Raw genomic sequence first — 15,123 nt, forward strand, 5'->3', positions numbered from 1 at the left:
GTTAAATCCCTCTTGCTTGCATGTGGCAGGCAAGGTCGATCATGCGACAGGCGTAACCCATTTCGTTGTCGTACCACGCGTACACCTTGAGAAGCGTGCCATCGGTCACCATGGTGGAGAGCGCATCAATAATGGAACTACGCGTATCACCGGCATAATCGACACTCACGAGGGGGCGGGTTTCAACTCCCAAAATCCCCGCTAATTCGCCTTGGGCCGCCTGAGTGAACAAGGCATTGACTTCCTCGACCGTCGTCTCGCGTTTGAGCTCAAACACGCAGTCGGTCAACGAGGCATTGAGGACTGGGGCGCGGACAGCATGACCGTTGAGCTTGCCTTTGAGATCCGGGTAGATCAAGGTGATCGCGGTCGCGCTGCCTGTGGTCGTGGGCGCAAGGCTTTGCATGGCACTGCGGGCGCGTCGCAAATCTTTGTGGGGGGCATCGACCACGAGATTGGTGTTGGTCGGGTCATGGATCGTGGTGATTTGTCCGTGACGGATGCCAATGTTTTCATGGATCACCTTGACCACAGGTGCCAGGCAATTGGTCGTGCATGAGGCCGCTGTCACGATTTTATGTTGTGCAGGGTCATAGAGGTGTTCGTTAATCCCCACGACGATGTTCAGTACGTTGCCGACCTTGACGGGGGCGGCGACGATCACACGCTTGGCGCCGCGATCAAAATGGCCCTGGATGGATTCGGGGGTTAAAAATTTCCCTGTGCATTCCAGCACAAGCTCCACACCCAAGTCACCCCAAGGGATATCGCCTGGATTCGCATGCGAGGAAAAGGAAACGGAGCGTTTGCCGAGTCTGATCGAGGTGTCGCTTTCGACCTCGATTTCTTCTCTCCAGCGTCCCTGAACAGAGTCAAAGGTCAGCAGATGCGCGGTCGCAGCGATTCCGCCCTTGAGCTCGTTGAGATGGACAACCTCAAGCCGATTGCTTTGACGAGGGTCGCTTTCTGGACGGTGTGCGGCGCCAAAAGCGGCCCGTAGCGCCAAGCGTCCAATCCTGCCCATACCGTTGATGCCAACTTTCATCGTTTCTGCCCCAGCTATCTGTTCGTGTTCAGTGGATGCGTACATTTATAAAACATCTAGATTGCAAAATCATGACAGCGTGATGACAGAGCGCCCCTGACTCAGGCTATCATGCCCGATTGCTAACTGGAGCCCCACCCAATGAAGCCTTTCGCCTATCTGAATAACTGGCATATTGAACAACCCGCGACCCGCTTTGATCGCGCGATTCGTGACAGCGGTTTGCCGCTCGTGGAGTTCAGAACCAATTTTGGAGAGTTTCCGACCACCACGGAGTTCTCTGGTGTGTTTGTGGGGGCGAGCGTGGCGGGTGCCTATGACCAAGATCAGTGGGTTGCGCAAGCGCATGACTCCGTACGATTGCTCGCGCATGCACAAGTGCCGATGCTGGGTTTGTGTTTTGGCAGTCAACTGCTGGCCTCGGCGTTGATGGGGCATGACCAAGTATTTAAACGCGGCTCACGCAACACAGGATATTCAGAGGTCGAGTTTACGGAGGCCGCCAAGACGGATCCGCTAACGCAGGATTTCCCTAAGCTTGTGCGCACCTTTCATTGGCATGGCGATGAAATCAAAGCCGACCATCCGGATATGGTGATTTTGGCGCGCAATGGTGATTGCGGCAATCAGATCTGGAAATGGCGGCACGGTCCGGTTTGGGGGATTCAACCTCATCCGGAAATGGACCGTACACAAATCTGCCAATTTCTGGAAAAAAACCGTGACTGGTTTCTGGCCGAAGGTAAAGACGTCGATGCCTTGATCGCCGGCGCAGAAGAAAACGAACAACTTGGTGCGATTTTTGATCGCTTTATGTCACTTGTCCGAGCACGACAGACTCAGTGATCGAGTCTCAGGCCTTTGAGCTGGGGGCGGCGCAGGATTGCAGCCATTCGAGCGAAACAAAGTCCAAGGCGCGTTTGTGCGTGGAGTCGAGAAAAACCTGAGGGGCGACACCGGCCTCAAAGGCCTCTTTCCATCTCAACGCACACAAGCACCAACGATCGCCGGGCTTGAGTCCAGGAAAGCGGTAGTGCGGCATTGGCGTGGACAAGTCATTGCCGCGTTGCTTGGAAAACTCTAAAAACTCTTGGGTCATTTTGGCGCAAATCACATGCGATCCCAAGTCATCGGCTTGCGTGTTGCAACAGCCGTCTCTGAAGTAGCCCGTCAAGGGGTCGTAGGAGCAAGCGATCAATTCGGTGCCAAGAACATTCATAATTCGATTCCTTCGTGTTGGGCGACTTTTTCAAGCGCATGCTCAAACAAGGCTCTGGCCGAGCCTGAGACTGAGGTGAGATACGCATGCAAGTGTGCGTCTTCTGTGCTTTTGTTTAGACACTCCTGACTGTACTGCTCAAAACTCGCGAGCTGGGCAATAATTTCAGCGACATGTTTTGGGCATTCGCACAAGACGTTTGTAGAAATCCCTGCCACGCGCGCGAGGGTTTCATCAGAGTATTTGCGTGCGGGAATCATAGCGCTTGGTGTGACTTCGCGCAGAGTATGGTTGGCCTCGACCGTCAGGATAGAACGAATCAATTCTCCGAGCTCGTAATCAGATATTGGCTCGCGGCGCACCAGCATGCCAGCCGCGCGCATTGCGTGCGCCACTTGTTCGCGCCCATAGTTGTAAATCACGATAACTTGGGTCGCTTTATTTGTTGCTTTGACGACTTCGATTTCGTGCATCACGATTTCGTGCAGGGTATTGACCTTAATCAGCAGGATTTCTGCGGGTTTTTCAAACGTGCCCGCTTGTGCAGCCTCGAGGTCTGAAAAGATATCGGTGACTTCGATGCTGCTGGCCAGCAGATCGAGTGCAAACTTTTTTGCCTCAATGCGTCGAGCCAGTCCGAGTCCTATTACCGCCATCGTGACCTGTTGTGCGCGAGCCGGGCTCACCTCAATTGCCTTGCCGTTGCGATGTTTGTGATGGAGTTGACTGAGTGCTTGCACGTTGAGGTTGGCGATCGTGCTGATGCCATGCCCCTCATCGCACAGTTGTTTGATCAGCGTGGCACGCAGCAAGTCTTCCTCTCCATAGAGGCGATGCTGTCCCTCCGTTTTGATCGGGGTGAACGCAGCATAGCGAGACTCCCAAACTCTGAGGGTCGGCACAGGAATGCCAGCCAGTTTGGAAATCGTGCCGATCCGGTAGTTGTGGTTTTTTGATTCAACGGACATAAGCTTCTCAGTAAAATCAATAATTGAATAGATATTGAATAGATTACAGCATATTTTTAACAAGAATCTATCAATACATATAGATAATGAATGGAATTGAATAGAAATTACCGTATATTAGAGTCTTGAATCTACTCGTCACATGACTAAGGATTAAAAATGAGCGCCAATGAATCGAAACATGCTCTGAGCCTTGTCGTATTGCTCGCCGGATTGCCAAATGGCGAAGCGCTGACCACACAAGACCTCGCCAGACATTTGGACTTGTCAGTTTCTTACGTTGAGAATCTTTTAAAAGGCTTGCGGACACGTCAGCTGTTGAAATCTAATCGCGGGCCGCGCGGTGGCCACCGCTTTGACGGTGATCTGACAAGTTTGAGCGTTTGGGATGTGGTCTCGATTTTTGGTGGCGCAGAGTTGCCGCCGGCGGAGCCTAGTGAAAATGGTCATGTCACAGCCTGGCTCGAGGCTGAGTATGAACACATCAAAAACGAGTTTTTAAAAGCTGTCCCGTTGATTAAGCTGCTGGGTCGGCCAGGCGAGATTGATTTTTCGCTCGAGTTCGAAATGACGGCAGATGATTTCAAACCTGTGTTGAATTCACTTGCACTCAACACTCTGGAGCATGATGAAGACTACGCACACACCGAGCGAGATCTCAAGAATCATCGAGATGGCGTGGGAAGATCGTACGCCCTTTGAGGCGATTGAGCGTCAGTTCGGGCTGAGTGAGCCACAAGTGATTACACTGATGCGTACAGAGCTTAAAAACTCTTCTTTTCGCTTGTGGCGCGCCCGGGTGACTGGGCGCCGCACCAAACATCTCACGCGTCGTCCCGCCGAAATGAATGATGTCGGACGCCATGCCGCGTGCCTGGGGCAGCCCGCTCGCCCACGCTAAGCATCATCAAAAGGAACAACATGCAAGAAGACAAAAGATGTTGTGGGTCCGGAACCTGCATCATTAACGAGGAAGGGGTATGCTGGTGTGGTCAGCGCTGGGACGGAGAAAAGATGTGTTTCGACGTTCAGACGCCTGCGCCAGATGAACCAGACAACAACAAGTAGTTGTTGAACCTCGAGAGAGCAATGTCGATCCAAACTCTGCAGCCCCCACTGACCGCCGCCCTTGATTTGCGCGAAACCATTCGCAAGCAGGGCTTTGCTGTGCTGAGCGCTGAAAGCGTGGCGCAGTTGAGTGGGGCGTCTCTGGAGGCGCTCAAACAGCTCGAGTCGACGTGGGCCTCGCTGGCACCTGATCAGTATCTCAAGGATGGCGGTCGCTATCGTTACCGTCGCCATAGCAGTTATGAAATCAACGGCGATCAGGTGACCTCCGTCGCGCATCGGGCACACTGGCAGCCTCTTTCGTACAACGCGTTGCACGGTGGGATGCACCGATGGTTCGAACCCGTTGAAGCACATGTGTCACAGGATTCCGCATGGCAAGCGCTGCTGCGGTTTCTCGGTCGCGTCGCGTCAGAGATGCATGGCCCACAGACGTGGTTTACCGAGGCGCATCAGTTTCGTATCGATACGGCTGACGGCATTGGTCGTCCTACTCCAGAAGGCGCGCACCGAGACGGCGTGCATTTGGTGGCGGTTTTTATGGTGGGACGCCATCACATCAAAGGCGGAGAGACCAGGGTGTTCGAGATGACGACGCCTTTTGGTCAGCGTTTTACCCTGACACAACCTTGGTCTGTTTTATTGCTGGATGATGAACGTGTCATTCACGAAACCACACCGATCCAGCCTACAGAGGAAAACGGTTGTCGCGACACCTTGGTCGTGACGCTCAGGGCAAAGTCGTTTCTCGACGATCCCGCCATGATCAAAGCTTGAGATCGAGCTTATTTTTTTTGTATCTTCCCAACCGAGTATTGACCATTCACTTCAAAGGCCTCGAAGACGACCGCGTCTCCGGGCGCCAGCGATTTCAATAACTCAGGTTGTTTCGCAACAAACACCATGGTCATCGGCGGCATGTCGAGGGCTTTGACTTCGCCGTGACGAATCGTGATTTTGTTATTGTCCAAATCGATCCTGCGCACTACGCCTTCTGCCATGGCCTGTGCCAATGCGCTGCTACTCCAGCCAAGTGCACAGCCAACGGTGCTGAGCGTCAACGCGAATGCGAGTACATATTTTTTAAAACGCATTATTGTGCTCCCGAAGTCACATTAATTTTTCCGACCATGCCCGCGGAATAATGACCGGGCAACAGGCAGGCAAAATCAAACTGTCCAGCCCGATTGAAATTCCAAATCATGTCAGCGCTTTTCCCAGGAGCAACGTGCGCCATGTAGGGCTCATCGTGTTCCATGTTCGGATGTTTTTTCATCATCTCCGCATGCATATCCAGCTCCTGCTTGGTGCCGATGACCAGCTCATGCATGACTTTCCCTGAGTTTTTGACGGTCAGTCTGACTGTTTCACCTTGTTTGACGGTAATTTGATCGGGTACAAAACGCATCGTATCGAGCATGGTGATTTCGATGGTACGGGTGACGGCACTCGCGTCTCCGCCAATGCCCCAGTCCTTTTGTTCCTTTTCCATGGCGTGATGGGCGGAGTGATTGGCTTGATGCGCGAGGACAGGGATGGTTGCCGTCGCAATCGTCAGACCAAGCAGCATGGGAGTGATGAAATTTTTCATGATGGTTTAGTGTTTGTGTGAACTGTTGTTGGATGAATTCGGTTTGCGTACTTGGGCGTTACCGTTGTCAGTAGGCGTTCCCGTTGTCGCTCCAGAAGTCGCAGCGCTCTCTCGATTGACCGGTGGGAGGCTGCCACGGTATTCGTAGGCTTGCGAGCCGACTGGTTGCTTGTACCAACCCGGATCTGAGTAGTCGTCTGGTTTTACATCCTCGCGAACTTTGAGCGTGGTAAACATGCCGCCCATGCCAATCGGACCATAAGGCCCTGTGCCGGTCATCATGGGGATGGTGTTGGGGGGGAGTTCCATTTCCATTTCCTTCATGTCGTACATGCCACGCTCACCCATGACCATGTATTCAGGAACAACTTTTTGTATGCGACCCACTAGACCTTGATGGTTGATGCCAATCATGGTCGGGACGTCATGGCCCATCGCACCCATGGTGTGGTGACTCTTGTGGCAATGCACCGCCCAGTCGCCCGGCTCATCGGCGATGAACTCGATTTGACGCATCTGACCGACCGCGATGTCCTGCGTCACCTCCGGCCATCGGGCAGCGACTGGGACAGGGCCACCATCGGTACCGGTGACCTCGAACTCAATACCATGCACATGGAAAGGATGATTCGTCATCGTCAGATTACCGACCCGAATACGCACACGATCACCTAATTTAGCGACCATGGGCGATATCCCCGGATACACGCGACTGTTAAAGGCCCAAATATTGAAGTCCAGCATGGTATTGACCTTGGGGGTCTTGCTACCGGGCTCGACATCAAAGGCATTGAGCAGCAGGCAGTAATCGCGATCCACTACGCTGATGTTGGGATGCTGAGCTTTGGGATGCGTCACCCAAAAGCCCATCATGCCCATCGCCATCTGTGTCATCTCATCGGCATGGGGATGGTACATAAACGTGCCGGGTCGTTTTGCGACAAACTCATATACAAAAGTTTTGCCAACCGGGATAGGTGGTTGATTGAGTCCACTCACGCCGTCCATACCATTTGGAAGTCTCTGGCCGTGCCAGTGAATGGTTGTTTTTTCAGGGAGTCGATTCGTCACAAAAATACGGACGCGATCCCCCTCGACGACTTCGATTGTGGGTCCGGGACTCTGTCCGTTATAGCCCCACATGTTGACCTTGAAGCCAGGTGACATTTCACGCACAACCGGTTCGGCGACGAGATGAAATTCTTTCACGCCTTCATTCATGCGGTAAGGCAGTGTCCAGCCATTGAGTGTGACGACAGGGCGATAGCGAGCCTCTGGACCCTCAGTTTCGGGGCCACGCCATGGCGGCGCTGTGCCTGCGCTTGGCTGATAGATAGGCTCCGGCACGCTGGCAAACGCATGCTTGCTAACCGCAGTCGCAGTCACGGTGCCGGCCAGACCAATCAGTGCTTGGTGGATAAAGTCTCTGCGTTCCATAAAAATCAGTGGCCTTTGCTAGAAGAACTGTTGCTGTCAGGACTGCCAGCATTACTGCCAGGGCCAGCATAGGGTGCGCCTGCCAACAGGGCACGCATGTCCGCGAGTGCGAGCCAGAATGACCGTTTGGCCTGCGCGACTGCGAATTCGGCTTGCATCTTGGCTTGCGCTTTGGCGATTAATTCCCAAGTGCTGATGAACATGCCGTTGTAGCGCATGAGAGCTTCTTCCTCGGCGCTGCCGTACAGTTTTTGCAAAGTGCTCAAGATGTCCGAGGCCTGTGTGTGCGTCGCGCGTAAGTGTTCCCTCGCTTGAAGTAAGTCGCTTTTGCTCTGTATGCGCATGCGCAGCGCTTCGGCGCGTGTTTTGATAGCCTTGTCCAGATCGTGATTCCAGAGAATCTTGGTGCGATCCAGCGTGGGGATTGCGCTTGTCCAACTCGTACTGGCGTCGATTAACTGATCGAGTTGCTGTCGCCATTGATCCAGCATGACAGGTCCCACAATTTTTTCGTAGTATTGCGCTTCTTTTTCTATCAGGCTGTATTGGGGATGCCGAGCCAGGCGCTCGGCTTGTTGTTGGTCTAGGGGAATGAGCAATTCTGATAAACCACTTTGACTGATCGGTTTGGGCAGTGCGTCAGGCAGTCGCCATTGTTCGGAGCCCAATTGTTTTAAAAGTGTTTGTCGGCTGTTAAATGCGGCTTGATCCGCAAGAAGCAATTGGTTGCGCGCAGACTGATAACTGATTTCTACTTCGACCAGTCGATTGCGTCCCCAATTCCCCACTTTTTCCATCCGCTTGGCGAGTTCAAGCGAGACGCTGGCCGCCTCGGTTAAACGGAGCTGAATGTTCAATTGCTCCTTGGCGGAGACAGCCTCGATCCAGAGCTTCTGTGTGGTTTGAAGAAGGCTCAGTAATTGAGTATCTCGGGTGTAATTTTCCACGCTGCTAATAGCCTGTGTAGACAGCAAGTCAGCATGAAGTGTCAGGACGGCTTTGCGAGCAGCCTGTTCAGAAAGCTCAGGTGCCGCAGCATCTTCTTTGAACGCACCAAACGTGAGATTGGGATCGCGCTCGATCCGCCCGCGCTCGGCTTTGAGTAGGTCAATATGACCTCGAGCGTAGCGACCCACTTCGTTGTTGGCGTTGCGCCATGTTTGGCCGTCTGCCGCTTGAGTGGCTCGAACCGAGGCGTTGGCAGGTTGGGAATGCGCCATTGAAAACAGACCCGGCGCCAATAACGCTGAAATGGATAACAACAGAGGTCCCAGGGGAGTCCATGCGGAGCGAATTTTAATCAGTCGCATTCTGGTTTGAATCAATTTTAAAATTTAAGAGACTCTACTGTAGTATTGCAAGAGCAATAAAGACGTGACATCAAGATTACAAAATTGTTATGTAGCAAGCAGGGGGTTGCCTAGTTGAAAATACTGCTCATTGAAGACGAACCCAAAACCGGTGATTACTTGCGCCAAGGCCTCCGCGAGGCGGGGTTTACGGTGGATCTCGTCCAAGATGGTTTGGACGGCTTGCACCTGGGTGTAGAGGGTGATCAGGATTTGATTATTCTGGATGTCATGCTGCCACGCATGGACGGTTGGGGGGTATTGCAAGCACTGATGCAAGCAGGCGTCAGCACGCCCGTGATATTTCTCACCGCCCGCGATCAAGTGGAAGAGCGTGTGCGAGGGCTTGAGCTCGGCGCAGCAGACTACTTGGTTAAACCCTTTTCATTTGCGGAGTTGTTGGCGCGTGTCCGTAATGTGTTGCGCCGTGGTCGACCCCATACAGAAAGTTCGACGCTGCAAGTCGCAGACTTAGAGGTCGATCTGATACGTCGTCGCGTGACGCGGGCAGGACGCCGGATTGATTTGACACCTAAAGAGTTTGGTTTGCTAGAGTTGTTGATCCGTCGACAAGGCGAGGTATTGCCGCGCTCGCTGATTGCCTCGCTCGTATGGGATATGAATTTTGATAGTGACACCAACGTCATTGAAGTGGCGATGCGCAGATTGCGCGCCAAGGTAGATGAGGGTTTTGATGCTCGACTGATTCAGACCGTACGCGGCATGGGTTATGTCCTTGATAATGGAAAACCGAGTTGATGTTGCGACGACTGACATTAGTCACACGCTTGACGCTGCTCTATGCGCTGGTGTCGGCCCTTGTGCTGAGTGGTTTGGGTGTGATGGTGGCGCGTGCGACTCAGGCACACTTTGTGGATTTGGATCTGAGCTACTTGCAAGGCAAGGCGAACCTGATACAAAGTAGTTTGTCTCAGAATAAAAATCCCGTCGCGAGCGAAGCGTTATTGGCTCAACAGATGCTCAGTCACGAGGGACTTTACATTGCACTGGATTCCGCTCAAGCCCGGGAAGCTAAAAACGGAGAAATTGATTTTTCTGCCTTGCGTGACGCGCAGATTGGCATGGGCGAAACCTACGACTGGAAGAGTCAAGGTCTTGCTTTGCGTGGAATCAAAGTGCCACTCGCAAACGGTGAACAGTTGTTGTTAGCGATGGATACACATCACCACACACATTTCATGCGTCAGTTACGTCTCACGCTCACATTGTATTTGTTGTGTGCAACGATCTTGAGCGGCGTGTTGGGTTGGTGGGCGGCGCGGCGAGGCTTGGCTCCGCTGAGAGTGATGCACGACCATGCTCGAAAAATTGATGCACGTCAGTTGAGTGTGCGAATGCCCACGACAGAAAGCTCTCAAGAGTTGGCCGAACTCGCAAAAGGTCTCAACCTAATGCTCGAGCGTTTGGAAAGCGATTTCGAGCGGCTCTCGGAGTTTTCTGGCGATCTGGCGCACGAGTTGCGCACACCCATCACCAATCTATTGACTCAAACACAGGTCACGTTGGCGCGTGAGCGTGATGCAGAGGCGTATCGTGAAATTTTGGCGTCTAACGCTGAGGAGTTTCAGCGCCTTGCGCGGATGGTGTCAGATATGCTGTACCTCGCTAAAACGGAGCATGGACTGGAACTCCCTCATCGCGAATCGGTGATGCTAGAGCGAGAGACGCAGTCACTTTTTGATTTTTATGAAGCTGTAGCTGAGGAGGCTGGTCTTGGCTTAAGCCTGAAGGGAACGGCAACGATAGATGGCGATCGTGTCATGGTTCAGCGTGCGATCAGTAATCTACTCTCAAATGCGCTTCGTCATGCAAATAAGCATTCCGTCGTGAGCGTGACGATTGTGGCGTTGTCAGACACTGTGGAGTTGTGCGTGGCGAATGAGGGACAGCCGATTGACGCTGCTGTTATTCCACGATTATTTGATCGATTTTTTCGCGTTGAAAAATCGCGGCCTCATCCTCAACATAGTGGAACCGGGCTTGGACTGTCTATTACCCAGTCCGTCATGATCGCGCATGGCGGCATGATTCGCGTTGTATCAGATCAAAAAAATACCAGCTTTACGCTGGTATTTCCAAATCACTTGCGTCGGGCCACCATCAGTACATAGTTGCCGTCTTTGTAATACCCCACACGAAAATTTAAAGGCTGAACGTCCTGACGCTGCGCAAATGCGCGCGCGAGATCCCCGTGATAGTTTTGAAAGGCTTGATGGGCCACAACGAATTTTCCGAACAGCGTACTGTCGAATTTTTGGCTGAGTGCGGTGTAGTTCAGGCCGGTTTCGTCCTGCACCACCAGAGGAGCATGATCAAGGACTGCATTGGCAATCATATTGAAATTTGTATTTTGCGGCAGATGTGATGCTGCTTTGAAAAGCGTTGGATTAAAAGCCATCTGTTGAACAAATTTGAAATGGTCGGGCGCTGCCTGAAACCCTTGATTCGACAAGTCGATTCGGAGGTAATCCAGCACAATCGGGTTGCCATTTTTAGTCGCGTTAAAACGTACGGAGCTCCAGAGGGTCGTCTCAAGAGGGAGCTCTTCTACCTCGCCATTGAGGCCAATCTTGATCGGGGTGACGCGTTCAATGTCAAAACCCTGCAGTTTTAGAAAGATAGCGAGAAAGGTGCTGGCACCGATTTTTCCTTGGCTGGCGTAGTAATAACGCTCAAGATACTCGGTCACAAAAAAACCATGCGTCCCATAGAGTTGCCAGGCAGACGTGAGCTGGTCCAGACTCTGATCGGTGATGAGAGGGGTGTGCGCACTCAGATCCATCGGTCGACCGGCGTGCTGCATCGCGACCATCACATAGCGCTTGGCATTTGGAAATAGTTGGTAAACCGTGGTGAAGTCCGGTCCGGAAAAAGGGTAGAAAATCGTATCGGAGGTTTGTCCGATATGTTGTTTTGCCCAATTGACCATCGGAACACCAATTTTTTTGGTGTATTCAGCCCAGTTGTTTTGTACTTCTTTTGAGTAGAGCTTCCATTTCAGGTTGCCCTCAATATTGCTTGGTAGGCCTGTCGTTGGTTCCTTGCCAGTCAACAAAATCGCCATGTCTTTGAGATGGGGGGCGCTAAAGTCAGGCGAAGAGGGCGTTTGTGCTTGGATGCTGAATGATGTGGCGAGTGAAACAAAAAAGAGGCCGATTTGTCTGGTAATCGAGGTATTTATCATTATTTTTCTACTGGATATAGCGGTTTAAATTTTAAGAAACGAATTTTAATTCAAAAGAATATAACTATTTTCATAAAATATTGTTAGGTATAACTTAGTTACAATTACTTTAGTTATGCTTAGTGCTGCGGGGTTTTATGGGTTGATGTGTCGGTTTGCCACGATTTTTGTATTTAACAATTGCTTGATTTAAGGGTGGTCGTGCATGAAAATCGAATTTATTGGGCCGGCTGCACGTGCGGAAGATGAGGGCGTTTTGTTTCCGGCCAGGGTGGATGGTCAGGTGATTCAGTGTCACTTCACTTTTGAGGCGTTGGAAGATATCGAGCCTGACAGTTTGCAAGAAGACCCGATTCAGCAGTTTGAGGCACATAAGCTCAAGCTTTTATCGATTGCCGAGGCCAAGCTTTTGAAAGGTTTGAGCGTTGGAGGACGATTAAGTATTTACACAAGCGATTTAATACTGGATTAATGCCCCCAAGATAGAAACAATGAAAACTAATCAAAAATATTGGGGTGCCTTACTGTTGGTATTCGTGTCGTTGGCTAGCACCGCTCGTGCGGATGTTTTGTCAGAGATTCAAAAGTCTGGCGAGCTAAAAGTATGCATCTGGCCTGAATACTTTGGCATTAGCTATCAAAACCCTAAAACTCGCAGCTTGCAGGGCATTGATATTGATATGTCTCAAGCGCTGGCGTTGTCACTCAATGTCAAAATCAAGTATGTATTAACCAATTTTTCCAAGGTCTTGGGAGACATTGAGTCGGATGTCTGTCAGATCGCAATGATGGGTGTAGGCGTGACGCCTGAGCGCCAAAAACGGGTTGATTTCTCTGCGCCTTATTTGCGCAGCGACATTATGTTTGTGACGACACGTGCGAACAAAGCACTCAATAAGACTGAAGATCTTGATCAGCGCGGGATCGTGATTGCGGTTCAAAAAGGCACGCTGATGGAAGGTTATCTTGCTCAGCATCTTAAACAGGCGACCTTGAAAGTCACGACCGCGCCAGGAGAGCGCGAAAAAGAAGTTGAGCTTGGACGTGCAGATGCCTTTGCAACAGACTTTCCTTACAGCCAACGGATGTTGCTCAATACCGATTGGGCGCGTGTGATTGCCCCATCTAAAACAATGCAACTGACTGATTATGCCTATGCTGTTAAAAAAGATGAGCCAAGATGGCTGGCTGAAGTCAATGCTTTCCTAGCAAAAGCCAAGGCGGATGGTCGGCTTGAAGCCGCTGCAAAAAATAACAATCTTCTGCCTATTCTCGTCAGGGATTAAGCCTTGGAGCCTAATCAGACGCTGGCACTTCGGCCGCGAGTCGCCAGAAATTTATTTCTGCTGGGTTGGGTCACTCTGCTGATATTGATTTGGAGCTTTTATTTATACGCGAGCTTTAAGGCTGAGACGACATTTGAACGAAATCTCATACATGCTGCACAAACAGAAGCGATTGTTTTAGAAGACCACATTGATCGTTCTCTCGCGGGTGTGTTTAACAAGCTTGTCACTGTACAAAAATTATCTGAACTTTTGCCGAGCAGTCCAGCGCAAATCGACCCGGCAGAAATCACTAAATTGATCGATGACGATCGTTCGGTGAGGAGCCTTTCGCTGGTGGATGACAGCAGCATCGTTTTAACAAGCTCAAACCCTGAAAATATTGGTTTGAAGTTAAATGAAAACCTTTTCGAGATGAGTGTGACCGAAGCGGCTGCGACCGAGATGTCACTGCCACAATTGGGTGCGGTTCAGCCATACCGCGATTTATCGGATCTGGTGACACAACAAGCTTCAAAGACGCAAAAGCTCATGTTGGCATCGCTCGCGTTTAAAAAAAATAATGTTTCGTTGATGTGGGTAGCAACCATCAATCTCAGTTTGTTTGAAAATTTGTGGCAACGGATTAGCCATAATGATGACACCGAGATTGTTTTGTTTGACGATAGGGGCAAGGTCTTGCTGTCCTATCATCCGCAAGAGATTGATCACCGTCAATTAAGCGCTGAGTTGCTTAAACGCATAGAAAGCAGACAAATCGGTCATTTTTATTTTGGGAAAAATAATCAGTTTCTGGTGGTGTATCGAACTTCCAGTCAACAGCCCAAGATCTTTGTCACGATCTCGAATCGTGAAATACAGAGTGCCCCTTTAAAAGAAGAAAAAAATGAGATGCGCGAACTTGCGCTGGGTTTGATGCTGGTCTTTTCAATACTGTTTTGGTTGGTTTACGGCTGGTATGGACGTTATGAAAAGGCAGTGACTTATTCAAGTAATTTGCTCAGAGGTATCACTGCACATGTCATGATGACGCGTACGGATTTAGATGGGTTGATCGTTGAGGCCAACGTGCCATTCTTGGATATGACCGGTTATTCACTCAAAGAGGTGATCGGTCAAAATCATCGAATGTTCAACAGTGGTATGCAGTCTGCCGAGTTTTATCAGGTGCTCTGGGAAACGATTGTGCGCGGTGATATCTGGAAGGGGACCTTTCGCAATAAAACAAAAGGTGGTCACTTGATTTGGGTCAATGCGACCATTATTCCTTATCGCGATCAGTGGGGAAAAGTACTCCATTACACGGCGTTATTTAGTGATATCACCCGGGCCATTGAGATTTCCGAACGTTTTGAGCGTGAGCGTAAACAGCGAGAGTCTCTTGAACATATGAACAATGCGTTGCGCACGGATTTGAATCTGGATCACCTGACGCACGTTGCGAACCGACGTGCACTTGATCAGTTTCTCGAGGAACTGCAGCGACAGCATGATGTGCTTGACGCACCTATTTCTGTGCTAATGATGGATCTTGATCACTTTAAAGTTGTTAACGATACCTGGGGCCATGAGATTGGTGATGAGGTGCTTAAAAACTTGACGCGTCGTTGGTCTGCACAAATCCGTTCTTCGGATATGCTGGCGCGTCTCGGGGGTGAGGAGTTCACTGCAGTGTTAGTCAGAACACAAGCTAAAAATGCAAGTTTGGTTGCTGAGAAAATTCGTATCGCGACGGAAAGTGAACCTGTTGTGGTTGTCAGAGAGGGTAAAGTCTTGACCGTTCCGATCACCGTGAGTATTGGCATTGCGACAGTCAGGCAGTTGAAAGGGGCTGATCTTAAGCAGTTGTATCGCGCAGCGGACGAGGCGTTATACGAGGCCAAGCACTCAGGTCGCAACTGTATCCGTCAGCGCATCTTGTAAGCTTTTGCACGCATACATGTTGCACTGCCATG

The 15,123-nt window shown here is 50.9% G+C and carries 17 protein-coding genes; 9 read left to right on the top strand and 8 right to left on the bottom strand.

Annotated features, from left to right (window positions below; all coding sequences use genetic code 11):
• Window position 1: 1 nt before the first annotated feature.
• Window positions 2-1,045: an ArsJ-associated glyceraldehyde-3-phosphate dehydrogenase gene (locus tag WBJ47_RS14475; protein ID WP_422246226.1), complete on the bottom strand. Its 1,044-nt coding sequence runs from the start codon at window positions 1,043-1,045 to the stop codon at window positions 2-4.
• A 141-nt stretch (window positions 1,046-1,186) separates the two neighbouring features.
• On the opposite strand from WBJ47_RS14475, the gene WBJ47_RS14480 reads away from it, so the two are divergent.
• On the top strand, window positions 1,187-1,891 hold the full coding sequence (locus WBJ47_RS14480; protein ID WP_422246206.1) for a type 1 glutamine amidotransferase: 705 nt from the start codon (window positions 1,187-1,189) through the stop codon (window positions 1,889-1,891).
• Window positions 1,892-1,898: 7 nt separating this feature from the next.
• Here WBJ47_RS14480 and WBJ47_RS14485 read toward each other — a convergent pair whose 3' ends face one another.
• Both WBJ47_RS14485 and WBJ47_RS14490 read right to left on the bottom strand, forming a co-directional pair.
• Window positions 1,899-2,264, bottom strand: a complete 366-nt coding sequence (locus tag WBJ47_RS14485; protein WP_422246204.1) for a DUF2237 family protein — start codon at window positions 2,262-2,264, stop codon at window positions 1,899-1,901.
• Window positions 2,261-3,232, bottom strand: coding sequence for a MerR family transcriptional regulator (locus WBJ47_RS14490; protein ID WP_422246202.1), 972 nt, complete (start codon window positions 3,230-3,232; stop codon window positions 2,261-2,263). The genes WBJ47_RS14485 and WBJ47_RS14490 overlap by 4 nt, the downstream gene beginning before the upstream one ends.
• A 159-nt stretch (window positions 3,233-3,391) precedes the next feature.
• On the opposite strand from WBJ47_RS14490, the gene WBJ47_RS14495 reads away from it, so the two are divergent.
• The 3 genes from WBJ47_RS14495 to WBJ47_RS14505 all read left to right on the top strand — a co-directional run bounded on the left by WBJ47_RS14495 (window position 3,392) and on the right by WBJ47_RS14505 (window position 5,077).
• Entirely contained in the window at window positions 3,392-3,934 is a 543-nt protein-coding gene (locus tag WBJ47_RS14495; RefSeq protein WP_422246201.1) for an RrF2 family transcriptional regulator, read from the top strand.
• Window positions 3,906-4,133 (top strand): TIGR03643 family protein, encoded by a 228-nt coding sequence (locus WBJ47_RS14500; RefSeq protein ID WP_422246199.1) that lies wholly within the window; start codon window positions 3,906-3,908, stop codon window positions 4,131-4,133. The genes WBJ47_RS14495 and WBJ47_RS14500 overlap by 29 nt, the downstream gene beginning before the upstream one ends.
• A gap of 188 nt (window positions 4,134-4,321) precedes the next feature.
• Window positions 4,322-5,077 (top strand): 2OG-Fe dioxygenase family protein, encoded by a 756-nt coding sequence (locus WBJ47_RS14505; RefSeq protein WP_422246197.1) that lies wholly within the window; start codon window positions 4,322-4,324, stop codon window positions 5,075-5,077.
• An 8-nt stretch (window positions 5,078-5,085) separates the two neighbouring features.
• Here the strand turns inward: WBJ47_RS14505 and WBJ47_RS14510 are convergent, their stop codons facing one another.
• The 4 genes from WBJ47_RS14510 to WBJ47_RS14525 are packed head-to-tail and all read right to left on the bottom strand — an operon-like array spanning window position 5,086 to window position 8,638.
• Window positions 5,086-5,394, bottom strand: a complete 309-nt coding sequence (locus WBJ47_RS14510) for a copper-binding protein (protein ID WP_422246196.1) — start codon at window positions 5,392-5,394, stop codon at window positions 5,086-5,088.
• Window positions 5,394-5,891, bottom strand: a complete 498-nt coding sequence (locus WBJ47_RS14515; protein WP_422246194.1) for a cupredoxin domain-containing protein — start codon at window positions 5,889-5,891, stop codon at window positions 5,394-5,396. Before WBJ47_RS14515 ends, WBJ47_RS14510 begins: the two co-directional genes overlap by 1 nt.
• Window positions 5,892-5,897: 6 nt before the next feature.
• Window positions 5,898-7,328 carry a multicopper oxidase family protein gene (locus tag WBJ47_RS14520; protein WP_422246192.1) on the bottom strand — a complete coding sequence of 477 codons (1,431 nt, stop codon included), beginning with the start codon at window positions 7,326-7,328 and terminating at the stop codon, window positions 5,898-5,900.
• A 5-nt stretch (window positions 7,329-7,333) separates the two neighbouring features.
• Window positions 7,334-8,638, bottom strand: coding sequence for a TolC family protein (locus WBJ47_RS14525; RefSeq protein ID WP_422246191.1), 1,305 nt, complete (start codon window positions 8,636-8,638; stop codon window positions 7,334-7,336).
• 114 nt (window positions 8,639-8,752) lie between these two features.
• Here WBJ47_RS14525 and WBJ47_RS14530 point away from each other — a divergent pair, with 114 nt between their 5' ends.
• Window positions 8,753-9,436, top strand: a complete 684-nt coding sequence (locus WBJ47_RS14530; RefSeq protein WP_422246190.1) for a heavy metal response regulator transcription factor — start codon at window positions 8,753-8,755, stop codon at window positions 9,434-9,436.
• Complete coding sequence (locus WBJ47_RS14535) at window positions 9,436-10,809, top strand: heavy metal sensor histidine kinase (protein WP_422246188.1); 1,374 nt, start codon at window positions 9,436-9,438, stop codon at window positions 10,807-10,809. Before WBJ47_RS14530 ends, WBJ47_RS14535 begins: the two co-directional genes overlap by 1 nt.
• Here the strand turns inward: WBJ47_RS14535 and WBJ47_RS14540 are convergent.
• Window positions 10,779-11,882, bottom strand: coding sequence for a hypothetical protein (locus WBJ47_RS14540; RefSeq protein ID WP_422246186.1), 1,104 nt, complete (start codon window positions 11,880-11,882; stop codon window positions 10,779-10,781). The two genes, WBJ47_RS14535 and WBJ47_RS14540, sit on opposite strands and share 31 nt — an antisense overlap.
• A 205-nt stretch (window positions 11,883-12,087) precedes the next feature.
• On the opposite strand from WBJ47_RS14540, the gene WBJ47_RS14545 reads away from it, so the two are divergent.
• Genes WBJ47_RS14545 through WBJ47_RS14555 form a run of 3 tightly spaced genes read left to right on the top strand, consistent with a single transcriptional unit; the run spans window position 12,088 to window position 15,091 of the window.
• Window positions 12,088-12,354 carry a DUF1488 family protein gene (locus WBJ47_RS14545; protein ID WP_422246184.1) on the top strand — a complete coding sequence of 89 codons (267 nt, stop codon included), beginning with the start codon at window positions 12,088-12,090 and terminating at the stop codon, window positions 12,352-12,354.
• 19 nt (window positions 12,355-12,373) lie between these two features.
• Window positions 12,374-13,168 (top strand): substrate-binding periplasmic protein, encoded by a 795-nt coding sequence (locus tag WBJ47_RS14550; protein WP_422246182.1) that lies wholly within the window; start codon window positions 12,374-12,376, stop codon window positions 13,166-13,168.
• A 3-nt stretch (window positions 13,169-13,171) separates the two neighbouring features.
• Entirely contained in the window at window positions 13,172-15,091 is a 1,920-nt protein-coding gene (locus tag WBJ47_RS14555; protein ID WP_422246181.1) for a diguanylate cyclase, read from the top strand.
• Window positions 15,092-15,123 lie beyond the last annotated feature (32 nt).

Origin of the sequence: Zwartia sp. (genome assembly GCF_049655405.1) — a bacterium.
In the GTDB taxonomy this organism is placed as follows: Bacteria; Pseudomonadota; Gammaproteobacteria; order Burkholderiales; family Burkholderiaceae_B; genus Zwartia.